Raw genomic sequence first — 14,116 nt, forward strand, 5'->3', positions numbered from 1 at the left:
GGGGGATCACCATGGGCAATGAGTTATTGGATGCTCTCTATATTTTAGAAAACGAAAAAGGAATTTCCAGGGAGGTTTTGATCGACGCGATTGAATCTGCCCTTATATCGGCATATCGCCGTAACTTTAACCAAGCACAAAATGTACGTATCGACTTGAATCTTGGTAAAGGAACTATGCGTGTATTTGCCAGAAAAGACGTTGTTGACGAAGTGTTCGATTCGCGTCTGGAAATTTCTGTTGAAGAAGCAAGAGCAATTGATCCCAACTATCAGTTAGAGGATATTGTCGAAATGGAAGTAACACCAAAGGATTTCGGCCGTATTGCAGCACAAACAGCAAAGCAAGTCGTCACTCAAAGAGTGCGTGAAGCTGAACGGGGCATCATTTATGCCGAATTCATCGATCGTGAAGAGGATATCATGACTGGTATCGTTCAACGCCAGGATTCCCGATTCATTTATGTGAGCCTAGGTAAAATCGAAGCTTTGCTCCCAGTGAATGAGCAAATGCCGAATGAACAGTATAAACCTCATGACCGCATTAAAGTTTTCATCACTAAAGTTGAAAAGACTTCAAAGGGCCCCCAAATTTTTGTATCCCGTTCACACCCTGGTCTTTTAAAACGTTTATTCGAAATAGAAGTGCCTGAAATTTTTGATGGAACAGTGGAAATTAAGTCAGTTGCCCGCGAAGCAGGCGACCGTTCAAAAATCTCCGTGCACTCCGATAACGAAGAAGTCGATCCTGTCGGTTCTTGTGTAGGCCAAAAGGGACAGCGTGTTCAGGCGATCGTCAATGAATTGAAAGGTGAAAAGATCGATATCGTTAAATGGTCGGAGAATCCGGTCATTTTCGTTGCGAATGCTTTAAGCCCTTCAAAAGTACTTGAAGTTATCGTTAAAGAAGAGGAAAAGGCGACGACTGTAATCGTTCCGGATTATCAACTTTCCCTGGCAATTGGTAAGCGTGGACAAAATGCCCGTTTAGCTGCCAAGCTTACAGGCTGGAAAATTGATATCAAGAGTGAAACGGAAGCCCGCGAAGCTGGTATTTATCCTGTGGAAGAACAGGAATTCCTATTGAGCAGAGATAGTTATGTTACTGAAGAGGAAACAGATTTCGAAGAGGATAACGAGTAATTCGAGGTGAAAAAGATGAATAGCCGAAAAAAAATCCCGATGCGTAAATGTGTGGCAACAGGTGAAATGAAGCCGAAGAAAGAACTCATTCGCATCGTTCGATCTAAAGAAGGGGAAGTCAGCCTTGATCCGACCGGGAAAAAATCGGGAAGGGGAGCTTATTTGACTCTTGATCGGGATGTTATCGAGTTGGCCAAAAAGAAAAATGTGCTGGCTAATCACCTTAGTACTCAAATCGATTCTTCCCTTTATGAACAATTGCTTGAATTAGTGAATAAGGAGAAAAACTAACAACATGACCCAACAACAACAATGGATGTCTCTATTAGGTTTGGCCAATCGAGCACGCAAGCTAATTTCGGGTGAAGAATTAGTGGTTAAAGAGATTAGAAGCGGTAATGCCAAAGTTGTTATTTTATCCGCGGACGCTTCAAAAAACACTGAAAAAAAAATATCTGATAAGTGCGCATTTTATCAGGTTCCTTTAAAAAGAGTCGAAAGCAGGTCAATGCTCGGCCATGCGATAGGTAAGGATGCTAGAGTTGCCGTCGCAGTTCTGGATGAAGGTTTTGCACAAAAACTCCGAACGCTGCTCGATTAAATTTTACGGGGGTGAACGTATGACAAAATTGCGTGTATATGAATATGCAAAACAAAAGAACGTTTCAAGCAAGGATGTAATAAATAAACTTAAAGAAATGAATATAGAGGTAACAAACCATATGACAGCATTAGACGATTCAACTGTAAATAAATTAAACGATTCAATCAAACCAAAAAACGAAGATAAAAGCCAAGCTGCTGAACCAAAAGCTAACGCTACAGTCGCGAAGTACGAAGCTGAAGCGGATGAAAAGAGCACAGTCAATAAAGAAAAGCTGAAGAAGAAACCACCAGTTAAACCTGTAGGTACGAAAAAACCAACAGGTCAGTTCAACAAGGGTCGCAATAACAAGAATAAAAATAATAAACAAAGACAACAAGCGCCTCAGGCACCTGTTACAAAACGTAAAGAAAGAGAACTTCCAGAGAAAATTACGTTTTATGAGTCTTTGACAGTTATGGAACTTGGAAAAAAACTTCACCGTGAACCTTCTGAAATCATTAAAAAGCTCTTTATGCTTGGTGTTATGGCAACAATCAACCAAACTTTGGATAAAGATGCAATTGAATTGATTTGTGCGGAATACGGTGTAGTGGCAGAAGAAGAGATTCGTGTTGACCTAACAGACCTTGAATCACTTGTCACTGAGGACGCTTCTGAAGATTTGATTGAACGTCCGGCTGTTGTGACCATCATGGGACACGTTGACCATGGTAAAACAACATTGCTTGATTCTATACGCCATACAAAAGTTACTGAAGGCGAAGCGGGCGGGATCACTCAGCATATCGGTGCATATCAAGTTAAAGTAAACGATAAGAAAATAACTTTCTTGGATACACCAGGTCATGCCGCGTTTACAACAATGCGTGCCCGCGGTGCACAAGTTACCGATATCACCATTCTTGTCGTCGCAGCGGATGATGGCGTTATGCCTCAAACGATTGAAGCGATTAACCATGCCAAAGCGGCGGAAGTTCCAATTATCGTCGCAGTCAATAAGATGGATAAAGAGGCTGCCAATCCGGACCGTGTCATGCAAGAATTGACAGAACATGGTTTAGTTTCTGAAGCATGGGGCGGAGACACAATTTTCGTACCAATTTCAGCTAAAAACGGTGAGGGAATCGATAGCTTGCTTGAAATGATTCTTCTTGTAAGTGAAGTGGAGGAGTATAAAGCGAATCCATCCCGTAAAGCAAATGGAACGGTTATCGAAGCACGGTTGGATAAAGGGCGCGGATCGGTTGCCACTTTGCTTGTTCAAAACGGAACGTTGAAAATCGGTGATCCGATTGTTATCGGTAATACATTCGGACGTGTTCGTGCTATGGTCAACGATCTTGGACGCCGTGTTAAGGATGCAGGTCCTTCAACACCGGTTGAAATCACTGGATTGAACGAAGTGCCACAGGCCGGCGATCGTTTCATCGTCTTTGAAGATGAGAAAACGGCCCGTCAAGTTGGGGAAGTGCGTGCACAGAGACAACTTGCTTCACAACGTAATGAGAAATCCCGTGTAACCCTGGATACATTATTCGAACAAATGAAAGAAGGGGAAATCAAAGAATTGAACATCATTCTAAAAGCTGATGTTCAAGGTTCTGCGGAAGCAGTGGCCGCTTCCCTGAATAAAATAGAAGTGGAAGGCGCTAAAGTGAAAATCATACACATTGGCGTCGGTGCCATTACAGAGTCTGACATCATCCTTGCTACAGCTTCGAATGCAATCGTCATCGGATTTAACGTCCGTCCTGATGTGAATGCGAAGCGTGCAGCTGAATCAGAAAATGTTGATGTCCGCCTTCACCGCATCATCTATAAAGCGATCGAAGAGATCGAGTCGGCTATGAAAGGGATGCTTGACCCTGAATTCGAGGAAAAAATTATCGGTCAGGCTGAAATTCGTACGACTTTCAAAGTATCCAAGGTAGGTACGATTGCCGGTTCTTACGTTACAGAAGGAAAAATTACACGTGATAGCGGAATTCGCTTAATTCGTCAAGGTGTCGTCATTTACGAAGGGGAAATTGATGCATTGAAACGTTTTAAAGATGATGTAAAAGAAGTGGCAACGAACTATGAGTGCGGTATTACGATTAAAAATTACAACGACCTTAAAGAAGGCGATGTAATTGAAGCGTTTGTAATGGAAGAGATCGAACGTAAATGATCGTTGGCTCTGTCCAATGTGAATGCATCATCCATGACACCCATTCTTTGAAAGAAAAAAGGGCCGTGCTACAGCGTGTCATGACACGGCTTAAGCAGAAGTTCAATATTTCTGTAGCAGAGACCGATTTTCAGGATTTATGGCAGCGGACAAGGATTACTATCGTAACCGTAACATCCTCAAGGAAGGCTACTGAACGGGAACTTCAAAATGCCCTTAAATTTCTAGATTCTTTTCCGGAACTAGAGCGAACAATAACAGATATAGACTGGCTTTAGGCTATCGAGGTGATATTATGAGCCTTCGTTCAAATCGTGTTGGCGAACAAATGAAAAAAGAGCTGAGTGAAATTATCGGCCGGAAAATTAAAGATCCAAGAATCGGATTTGTAACAGTGACGGATGTCGCGGTTACAGGCGATTTACAACAGGCAACAGTTTATATTTCCGTTTTGGGTGACCAGGAACAAAGGGAGAAAACCCTGCAAGGTCTTGCTAAGGCGAAAGGATTCATGCGTTCAGAAATTGGGCAGAGAATCCGCCTGCGCAAAACCCCTGAGCTGTTTTTTGAATTTGATGAATCGGTCGATTATGGTAATCGCATCGAGTCGTTGATTTCCCAAATCAATTCAGAGGATAAACCGGCTGAAAAAGACGAGGAATAAGCAAGCAGTATAAGGAGGCCGACTCAATAAGTGCTTTGCACTTCTTGATGTCGGTCTCTTTTTTTTGAAAAAGGAAAAACACCTTTCGGAATTGGAATTCATTTTGCTTTATGATAATAGTTTAGGGTGTTTTATAAATGATGAGGTGAAAGCGTGAACGGTATTCTTCCATTATGGAAACCCAAGGGATTGACATCCCATGATTGTGTTTTTAAATTAAGAAAGATTTTAAAGACAAAAAAGGTTGGGCACACAGGTACTTTAGATCCTGATGTAACAGGAGTTTTGCCTATTTGTATTGGCAGGGCAACTAAAATAGCCGAATATTTGACAGAAGCCGGTAAAGCGTATGAAGGGGAAGTGACCCTTGGTTTTTCAACGACAACTGAAGACGCAAGCGGTGAAAAAGTGGAAGAGCAAAAGATTGATCAAGTGATTCAGCGTAAACGGATCCTTGATGTGCTGGAATTATTGACTGGAAAAATTGAACAGACGCCGCCAATGTTTTCAGCGGTAAAAGTAAACGGGAAAAAGTTATATGAATATGCCCGTGCAGGGATAGAAGTGGAGAGGCCGACAAGGGAGGTCACCATCCATGAAATTACCCTTCTTGATGATCGTTCTGAATTTAAAGGGGAAACCATTTCTTTTCGTTTTCGTGTCAAATGCAGCAAAGGAACGTATATTCGGACGCTTGCAGTCATGATGGGTGAAGAACTGGGTTTTCCTGCCCATATGTCAGACTTGACGCGTATTGAATCAGCAGGTTTTAAGCAGGAGGACTGTTTTACATTTGCTGAAGTGGAAGAGTTCATGGAAAGTGGACAAACGGATGAATTTCTGTTGCCCTTGGAGCGGGGATTATTTCATTTGCCCAAATTTCAGATTAGTGATAAAGTAGCAAAGAAAGTACTTAACGGTGCGGTATTGGAACAAACAAAGGATGTTGTTGTTGAAAAAGGAAAGCCTTTTGTAATGGTCGATCCAGCAGATAAGGCCATTGCCATTTATCAAATACATCCGACAAAAGTGGGATTAATTAAACCTGTAAAAGTATTGGCACAAGAATTATAGACCGTTTTACCGCCGGAAAGAGGAGATTGAAAGGTGAAAGTGATCGCAATAGAGCATCCTCATCAATTTAATTCGGATGATTTTCCCGAGCTTGTAATGGCGCTTGGATTTTTTGATGGGATACATAAAGGTCATCAGATTGTTATTCAAACCGCCAAGAAAAAAGCCGATGAAATGAATCTTAAGTCAGCAGTCATGACATTTGACCCGCATCCTTCTGCAGTACTGGGTAGGAAAACGGAAAATATCCGCTATATCACTCCACTTGAAGATAAGGTGGATATCATAGAGTCGATGGAGATCGATTATTTATTCATTGTCCATTTCAGCAAGGAATTTGCTTCGGTACTGCCGGAGCGGTTCGTTGACGAATACATTGCCGGGCTGAATGTTCGTCACGTAGTTGCAGGCTTTGATTATTCATACGGCCGCTATGGTCAAGGGTCGATGGAGGATTTGCCTGTTTACGCACAGGGAAGGTTTTCGCAGACAGTCGTTGAAAAACAGACACTTGAAGATGAAAAGGTTAGCTCGTCGAGAATCAGGGAAACTCTCGGCAATGGCAACTTTTCCGACTTTTATCATTTGGCTGGCCGCCGCTATTTAACGAAAGGTCATGTCGTTCACGGTGAAAAGCGGGGCAGGAAGCTGGGTTTCCCCACCGCTAATATTGAAGTAAGTGACGATTATATCTTTCCTGCTGCAGGCGTATATGCCGTCAGGATCAAAATAAGCGGTAAATGGTATAATGGAGTTTGCAATGTCGGCTACAAGCCTACGTTCCACGAAGAAAAACCTAAGTATCCCACTGTAGAGGTTCATGCATTGGAGTTCTCGGGAGATATTTATGGAAACCAGGTATCGGTGGAATGGCATACAAGACTTCGGAGTGAACAGAAATTTTCCGGACTTGAAGCATTGGTCGCTCAGATTGAAACGGATAAGCAAAATGCAATAGCCTATTTTGCAAAACTTGAAGCATAAAAGACAAGACTTGCAATTTTAATGAAAAACATGTATTCTATTGTATGTATGAAAATAACCATTGCTTGGCTAGTCGAGACTCCGACGCTGGCTCGGTAATAGGTGATTTTACAGAATTTTAGGAGGAATAATAACATGGCAATTACACAAGTACGCAAAAACGAACTTATCGCTGAGTTCAGAACTCACGATACTGACACTGGATCTCCAGAAGTTCAAATCGCAGTATTAACAGAAGAAATCAACAACTTGAACGGTCACTTACGCACACACAAAAAAGACCACCATTCACGTCGCGGTCTTCTAAAAATGGTAGGTAAACGTCGTAACCTTTTAACTTACCTACGTAACAAGGACGTTACTCGTTACCGTACACTAATTAACAAATTAGGTCTACGTAGATAATTTTTTCAGGAAGGCGGGAAATTTCCCGCTTTTTTGATGTTAATCAAATGATTTGGACGTATTCTACTTAAGGCTGGGCCTTCGTCCTTGGGACTCGGCAGGAGCCGGGTCCTTTTCCATTTATAAATGATCAGGATATACATAATCAAATGAATGAAATTTTTATTCATTTTACTGTTAATGCTTGTTTTTTTCGTGCATAATAGGAATAGTTTGGTTTTAACTCGAGTTCAGTTACTTTCACATATAAATGATTTAATCCAATACAGGTTTAGGTAAACTAAGCCTCTAAGTGAAGATTCAGAGAGGGGTTTAATAAATGGGACAGGAAAAACATACGTATTCATTTGACTGGGCCGGCCGTAATGTAACGGTAGAGATAGGGCAATTAGCCAAACAAGCGAACGGGGCAGTTTTAGTCCGTTATGGAGAAACTGCTGTATTAAGTACTGCAACAGCTTCAAAGGAACCTAGAAATGTCGACTTCTTTCCTTTGACAGTGAACTATGAAGAAAGACTTTATGCAGTCGGTAAAATTCCGGGAGGCTTCATCAAACGTGAAGGACGACCAAGTGAAAGGGCAATTCTTGCAAGCCGCTTAATCGATCGTCCAATCCGTCCGCTTTTCGCAGATGGCTTCAGGAACGATGTTCAGATCATCAGCATGGTCATGAGTGTCGATCAAGATTGCTCTACGGAAATGGCAGCCATGCTAGGTTCTTCCCTTGCACTTTCTGTTTCCGATATTCCGTTCGAAGGTCCAATTGCTGGAGTTGTAGTGGGGAGAATCAACAATGAATTCATTATTAACCCTACTGTTGACCAACTAGCCAAAAGTGACATCAATCTGACGGTTGCCGGCACTAAAGATGCTATCAACATGGTTGAAGCCGGAGCAAATGAAGTACCAGAGGAAACCATGCTTGAAGCAATCATGTTTGGACATGATGAAATCAAGAAGATCATTGCATTCCAAGAGAAAATCGTTGCTGAAATCGGCAAAGAGAAAATGCAGGTCACTTTATATCAAGTGGATGCTGAACTGGAAGCAGAAGTGAAAGGCCTATGTGAAGCAGAATTGAACAAAGCTGTACAAGTTCAGGAAAAACATGCTCGTGAAGACGCCATCAAAGCAGTAAAAGATCGTGTGTTGGTTCATTATGAAGAAGAGACTGATGAAGAAAAATTAAAGCAAATCAAAGAAATCCTGAATAAATTGGTCAAATCCGAAGTACGCCGTTTAATCACGGAAGAAAAAGTGCGTCCGGATGGCCGTAATCCTGACGAAATCAGACCATTATCATCAGAGGTTACTATTCTGCCTCGTACTCATGGTTCCGGATTGTTCACGCGCGGACAAACCCAAGCGCTATCCATCTGTACATTAGGTGCTCTTGGTGATGTGCAGATTCTGGACGGACTTGGTACCGAAGAGTCAAAACGTTTTATGCACCACTATAATTTCCCGCATTTCAGTGTTGGTGAAACGGGCCCTATCCGTGGGGCAGGACGCCGTGAAATCGGTCATGGTGCACTTGGTGAAAGAGCATTGGAGCCTGTGATTCCAAACGATAAAGACTTCCCATATACAATCAGACTTGTTTCTGAAGTCCTTGAATCAAACGGTTCAACATCACAAGCAAGTATCTGTGCAAGCACTTTGGCAATGATGGATGCCGGTGTTCCATTGAAAGCTCCAGTTGCAGGTATTGCTATGGGTCTTGTTAAAACAGGTGAGCACTATACAATCTTAACGGATATTCAAGGTATGGAAGATCATCTGGGGGACATGGACTTTAAAGTCGCAGGGACTTCAAAAGGTGTTACTGCCCTGCAAATGGATATTAAGATCGAGGGTCTTTCAAGAGAGATTCTTGAAGAAGCTTTACTACAAGCCAAACATGGCCGGATGCATATTTTGGAATCAATGATGTCAACAATCAATCAACCGCGTGAGCAGTTATCCAAATATGCTCCAAAAATCGTTACAATGTCCATAAATCCGGATAAAATCCGTGATGTAATTGGACCGAGCGGAAAACATATCAACAAAATCATTGAAGAAACTGGCGTGAAAATCGACATCGAACAGGATGGAACGGTATTCATATCTTCTACTGATGAACCAATGATTCAAAAGGCGAAGAAAATCATTGAGGATATCGTACGTGAAGTCGTCGTGGGTGAACTATACTTAGGTAAAGTTAAACGTATCGAAAAGTTCGGTGCCTTCGTTGAAATCTTCAATGGTAAAGACGGTTTGGTACATATTTCCGAACTGGCTGAAGAAAGAGTCGGAAAAGTGGAAGATGTCGTTTCACTTGGCGATGAATTATTGGTCAAAGTTACTGAGATCGATAAGCAAGGAAGGGTAAACCTTTCCCGTAAAGCGGTCTTGAAAGAGCAAAAAGAGGCAGCCAATCCTTCTCAATCGTAATGGAAAATGAAAATCCGGCATGCGATTCCTTGTGAATCTGCATGCTTTTTTTGTTTGAAAATATTGGAATATCGATATTGCGATGCGTTATAAGCATGTCATGTTCTACCTTGTCCGTTTTCTTCATACATTTTGGTATGAAGGGGGCGTAAAAAATGAATAATAAATGGAAGCAGATAGTTGCGATAAGTGCCATTGCAGGTATATCATGGTTATTAGTGCAAAATCCATATACACAAGTTTATTTGACCCAATTAACCAATGATTCAGTTGCTTCAATGAAGCAAGAAGACGAGCTTCTTTTACAAATAAAAGAATCAACAAAAAAATATGAGATTGCACCACAGGATGCACGAATAGATTCTGTTTGGAAAACCGTTCCTGCATATAACGGCCTGAAGGTAAATATTGATGAATCGTATAAAGCCATGAAGAAGGAGGGCGTGTTCGATAAGGATAAGCTGGTATTTCAGCAGGTCCCTGCAAAGATTCATATGGAGGATCTGGATCCGGCTCCGATTTACCGGGCCCACCCCGAAAAGCCGGTGGTTTCATTTTTAATCAATGTGGCCTGGGGGAATGAATACTTACAAGATATGTTGGCCGTGTTAAAAAAGAATAATGTCAAGGCAACTTTTTTCCTTGAAGGGAATTGGACCAAGAAAAATCCTGATTTGGCCAAGATGATTAAGGGCGGCGGGCATGAAATTGGAAATCATTCTTATTCACATCCCGATATGAAAAACATATCCGCACAAGCTACACGTGAGGAAATTCGAAAAACGAATGAAGTCATTGAAGCGGTAACAGGTTTGAAAATGAAATGGTTCGCACCACCAAGTGGAAGCTACCGGGATGAAACAGTGAAAATCGCCGATTCTTTCGGTATGGAGACCGCCATGTGGAGTGTGGATACGATCGACTGGCAAAAGCCAAGCCCTGAAGTCCTTCAACAAAGGGTGCTTTCTAAGATACACCCTGGAGCATTTATATTGATGCATCCGACGGAATCTACTGCAAAGTCATTGGAGACGTTAATAATTGAAATAAAAAAGAAAGATTTAGATGTTGTTACACTTTCGGAAGCAGTAGATGAAGAGCGATCGAATCCATAAAACATTGGTAACGAAAGCAGCATAGAATGATTGGGAGGAATGTTAGTTGATTAAGAAATACACGTGTCAAAATGGAGTTAGAATTGTATTGGAAAATATTCCAACTGTGCGCTCAGCAGCAATTGGAGTATGGATCAAAACAGGTTCAAGAAATGAAACACCAGAATTGAATGGGGTTTCACATTTCCTTGAGCATATGTTCTTCAAAGGGACAACTACGAGAAATGCGCGTGAAATTGCCGAGTCGTTCGATAGTATTGGTGGTCAGGTTAATGCATTCACTTCAAAAGAGTATACATGCTACTATGCTAAAGTAATGGATAACCATGCAAGCTATGCGCTTGAAATCCTTGCTGATATGTTCTTCAACTCAACATTTGATGGGGAAGAATTGAAAAAAGAAAAAAATGTCGTTTACGAAGAAATCAAAATGTACGAAGACACACCCGATGATATTGTCCATGACCTTTTAAGCAAGGCGGTATATGAAAACCATCCCCTTGGCTATCCTATACTTGGAACGGAAAATACGCTTGAAACTTTCAATAGTGATACATTAAAAAAATACGTGCATGACATGTACACACCCGATAAAGTAGTAGTGTCCATTGCTGGGAATGTGGATGAAAAATTGATTCAGGAGGTCGAAAACTACTTCGGCTCATATCAAGGAGGGGAAGACCGTCTTGAATTGGTCAAACCTTCCTTCCATGAAAATAGGATTACCCGTAAAAAAGATACGGAACAAGCCCACTTATGCCTTGGTTACAAAGGGTTGGAAATCGGCAATGATAAAACATACAGCCTGATTACCTTAAATAATATTCTTGGGGGAAGCATGAGTAGCCGCCTATTCCAGGACGTCAGGGAGCAACGCGGCCTTGCTTATTCCGTTTATTCCTATCATTCCAGCTATCAAGATAGCGGAATGGTGACAGTATATGGGGGGACAGGCACAAACCAGCTTGACAGCCTGTATGAAACCATTCAGGAAACATTGGATACTTTAAAAAGGGATGGCATTACGGAAAAGGAATTACGTAATAGTAAAGAGCAACTTAAAGGAAGTTTGATGCTCAGCCTTGAAAGCACGAATAGCCGCATGAGCCGGAACGGAAAAAATGAGCTAATGTTGGGTAAGCATCGTACCCTAGATGATATCATCACCAAGATTGACGAAGTGACAGAGGATACCGTCAATGAATTGGCAAATCAGATCTTTACGGAGCATTCCTTGTCATTAGTGAGCCCGCTGGAAAACTGGGACAAATAATAACGATTAAGTCTGAACCTTCCTTTTGTTAAAGGGAGGTCAGGCTTTTTTTCTTTGAATGTGGAAGGGGCCAGTGTTTTGGACAATATTTGGATAAAGGCCTTCTAAGTTTACCTTTTTCGGATATAGATTGAATAGAAGACGAAAAAGGGGGAACCAAATATGAGGTTAAGCGAACTGAGCGGTAAGGAAATAGTCGATGTGAATAGGGCGGAAAGATTAGGAATCCTTGGTCAGACGGATTTGGAAATAGATGAAACTGGACAAATTACCTCGTTGATCATCCCATCCGTCAAATGGTTTGGCCTTTTAAGGAGTGGCAGTGAAATAAGAGTGCCATGGGATCACATAAAAAAAATTGGTGCGGATATGGTCATCATTGATTTTCAAGAAGGACTTTCACTTAAAGACGGAGAGCAAATGGATGGATGATGATGCTCGCGCCTACTCCTTGGAATTTCACGAAATGCAATCCCGAAAACGCCTTAGCTGGCAATAGCTAAGGCGTTTTTTGATTTCTTATCACCGTTTTTTAACTAAAAACATAAGATGGCAGGGTAACTAGAGAATGTAGCAAAAATCGAATTGCTTCCTGAAGGGATTATATCACAGGGCAAGGAATGTTTAGGATCTTTTATATAAAGAAGGTGACGGTTTTAATGCTCACAGGCATGCAAATCGCTGTAATTGGTGGAGATGCGCGTCAGCTTGAAGTTGTCCGTAAACTGACAGAGCTTGATGCAAAGCTATTATTGGTAGGTTTTGAACAGCTCGACCATGCTTTTACCGGAGCGGTTAAGGAAAAAATGGAAGATATAAATTTCAAGGAAATAGATTCAGTTATCCTGCCTGTCCGGGGCACCGATTCAGATGGGAAAGTAGAAACGATTTTTTCCAGTGAAGAGGTTGTTTTAACTGAAGAAATGATAAAAAAGACCCCGGAACATTGCACTTTTTATGCAGGAATCAGTAACGATTACCTCGATGGGATATTCAAGAAAGTGGATCGCAAACTTGTACTATTGTTCGAACGTGATGATGTGGCTATTTATAATTCGATTCCAACTGTTGAGGGTACGATCATGATGGCCATTCAACATACGGATTTTACGATCCATGGATCGAATGTAGCCGTTATCGGACTGGGAAGGGTCGGTATGAGTGTAGCCCGGTCATTCCATGCACTGGGAGCAAAAGTGAAGGTGGGGGCAAGAAAAAGCGAAGATATTGCGAGGATCAGTGAAATGGCATTAGCCCCTTTTCATTTAAATGATCTGGCTGCTGAAATGAAAAATGTTGATATATGTATCAATACGATTCCTTTTCCGATAATTACCGCACAAGTTATAGCTAAAATGCCCGTTCATACATTAATCATCGACCTTGCTTCAAAACCGGGGGGGACTGATTTTCGTTACGCTGAAAAAAGGGGAATTAAGGCGCTGTTGGCACCAAGCCTGCCGGGAATAGTTGCCCCGAAAACAGCTGGTCAGATATTAGCGAATGCACTGGGACTATTGATACAAGGCGAGTTCACGAAAAGGAAGGGGAAAAAGATATGAGTCTCAAAGGTAAACGGATTGGTTTTGGATTAACAGGATCACATTGCACATATGATGAAGTGTTCCCGGAAATAGAAAAACTTGTAGATGAAGGGGCGGAAGTCATTCCAATCGTAACATCGACAGTTCAAAACACGGAAACCCGTTTTGGAAAGGGCGAGGATTGGGTCGAAAGAATAGAAAAATTGACGGGGAATCATGTCGTTGATACAATCGTCAAAGCAGAGCCTTTAGGACCTAAATTGCCACTTGATTGCATGGTGATCGCTCCTTTAACGGGTAACTCAATGAGTAAGATGGCAAATGCTCTTACCGATTCGCCTGTACTTATGGCAGCAAAAGCGACGATGAGAAATCACCGTCCGGTCGTGGTCGCGATTTCAACGAATGATGCACTTGGGTTAAATGGTGTCAATCTAATGAGGCTGATGGCTGCAAAAGATATTTATTTCGTTCCATATGGCCAGGATAATCCCACAGGCAAACCAAGTTCCATGGTTGCAAGGATGAGCATGATAAGGGATACGATCATAGCTGCACTGGAAAGGGAACAGATTCAACCTGTCATCGTCGAAAGGTTCAAGGATGATTTAGTCTGAACAAGTATTTCTGCCTCCATCCCGCATTCTAACGACTAACATATATGCATAAATTTGTAGGTTGAAGTTATGAAAAACCACTCC

The 14,116-nt window shown here is 41.7% G+C and carries 15 protein-coding genes; all 15 read left to right on the forward strand.

Going from position 1 to position 14,116, the window contains the following annotated elements; all coding sequences use genetic code 11:
- Positions 1 to 11 precede the first annotated feature (11 nt).
- The 15 genes from nusA (at position 12) to N0M92_RS02420 (ending at position 14,032) form a co-directional block, all read left to right on the forward strand.
- Entirely contained in the window at positions 12 to 1,142 is a 1,131-nt protein-coding gene (gene nusA, locus N0M92_RS02350; protein WP_076366463.1) for a transcription termination factor NusA, read from the forward strand.
- 15 nt (positions 1,143 to 1,157) lie between these two features.
- Positions 1,158 to 1,433 carry an RNase P modulator RnpM gene (gene rnpM / locus N0M92_RS02355; protein ID WP_061462443.1) on the forward strand — a complete coding sequence of 92 codons (276 nt, stop codon included), beginning with the start codon at positions 1,158 to 1,160 and terminating at the stop codon, positions 1,431 to 1,433.
- Between the two features lie 4 nt (positions 1,434 to 1,437).
- Positions 1,438 to 1,743, forward strand: coding sequence for a YlxQ family RNA-binding protein (locus N0M92_RS02360; protein ID WP_061144653.1), 306 nt, complete (start codon positions 1,438 to 1,440; stop codon positions 1,741 to 1,743).
- Positions 1,744 to 1,762: 19 nt separating this feature from the next.
- Positions 1,763 to 3,919, forward strand: coding sequence for a translation initiation factor IF-2 (infB, locus tag N0M92_RS02365; protein ID WP_260284281.1), 2,157 nt, complete (start codon positions 1,763 to 1,765; stop codon positions 3,917 to 3,919).
- Entirely contained in the window at positions 3,916 to 4,197 is a 282-nt protein-coding gene (locus tag N0M92_RS02370; protein ID WP_260284282.1) for a DUF503 domain-containing protein, read from the forward strand. The genes infB and N0M92_RS02370 overlap by 4 nt, the downstream gene beginning before the upstream one ends.
- Before the next feature lie 17 nt (positions 4,198 to 4,214).
- On the forward strand, positions 4,215 to 4,583 hold the full coding sequence (gene rbfA, locus N0M92_RS02375) for a 30S ribosome-binding factor RbfA (RefSeq protein WP_034313607.1): 369 nt from the start codon (positions 4,215 to 4,217) through the stop codon (positions 4,581 to 4,583).
- A 153-nt stretch (positions 4,584 to 4,736) separates the two neighbouring features.
- A complete protein-coding gene (gene truB, locus N0M92_RS02380) occupies positions 4,737 to 5,657 on the forward strand; it encodes a tRNA pseudouridine(55) synthase TruB (RefSeq protein ID WP_260284283.1) in 921 nt (306 codons plus the stop codon).
- A 33-nt stretch (positions 5,658 to 5,690) separates the two neighbouring features.
- On the forward strand, positions 5,691 to 6,641 hold the full coding sequence (gene ribF / locus N0M92_RS02385; protein ID WP_260284284.1) for a bifunctional riboflavin kinase/FAD synthetase: 951 nt from the start codon (positions 5,691 to 5,693) through the stop codon (positions 6,639 to 6,641).
- Between the two features lie 135 nt (positions 6,642 to 6,776).
- Positions 6,777 to 7,046, forward strand: a complete 270-nt coding sequence (gene rpsO, locus N0M92_RS02390; protein ID WP_053345367.1) for a 30S ribosomal protein S15 — start codon at positions 6,777 to 6,779, stop codon at positions 7,044 to 7,046.
- Between the two features lie 319 nt (positions 7,047 to 7,365).
- On the forward strand, positions 7,366 to 9,483 hold the full coding sequence (pnp, locus tag N0M92_RS02395; RefSeq protein ID WP_260284285.1) for a polyribonucleotide nucleotidyltransferase: 2,118 nt from the start codon (positions 7,366 to 7,368) through the stop codon (positions 9,481 to 9,483).
- Positions 9,484 to 9,638: 155 nt separating this feature from the next.
- The gene (locus tag N0M92_RS02400) at positions 9,639 to 10,598 is read left to right on the forward strand and encodes a polysaccharide deacetylase family protein (protein WP_260284286.1); all 960 of its coding nucleotides are present in this window, start codon (positions 9,639 to 9,641) and stop codon (positions 10,596 to 10,598) included.
- Between the two features lie 46 nt (positions 10,599 to 10,644).
- Positions 10,645 to 11,871, forward strand: a complete 1,227-nt coding sequence (locus N0M92_RS02405) for a M16 family metallopeptidase (protein WP_260284287.1) — start codon at positions 10,645 to 10,647, stop codon at positions 11,869 to 11,871.
- 162 nt (positions 11,872 to 12,033) lie between these two features.
- Entirely contained in the window at positions 12,034 to 12,303 is a 270-nt protein-coding gene (locus N0M92_RS02410; RefSeq protein WP_192204062.1) for a YlmC/YmxH family sporulation protein, read from the forward strand.
- Positions 12,304 to 12,530: 227 nt separating this feature from the next.
- Positions 12,531 to 13,433 (forward strand): dipicolinic acid synthetase subunit A, encoded by a 903-nt coding sequence (gene dpaA, locus N0M92_RS02415; protein ID WP_260284288.1) that lies wholly within the window; start codon positions 12,531 to 12,533, stop codon positions 13,431 to 13,433.
- Positions 13,430 to 14,032 (forward strand): dipicolinate synthase subunit B, encoded by a 603-nt coding sequence (locus N0M92_RS02420; protein WP_098370983.1) that lies wholly within the window; start codon positions 13,430 to 13,432, stop codon positions 14,030 to 14,032. The genes dpaA and N0M92_RS02420 overlap by 4 nt, the downstream gene beginning before the upstream one ends.
- Positions 14,033 to 14,116 lie beyond the last annotated feature (84 nt).

Source organism: Peribacillus aracenensis, assembly GCF_025175645.1.
Taxonomy (GTDB): Bacteria; Bacillota; Bacilli; order Bacillales; family DSM-1321; genus Peribacillus; species Peribacillus aracenensis.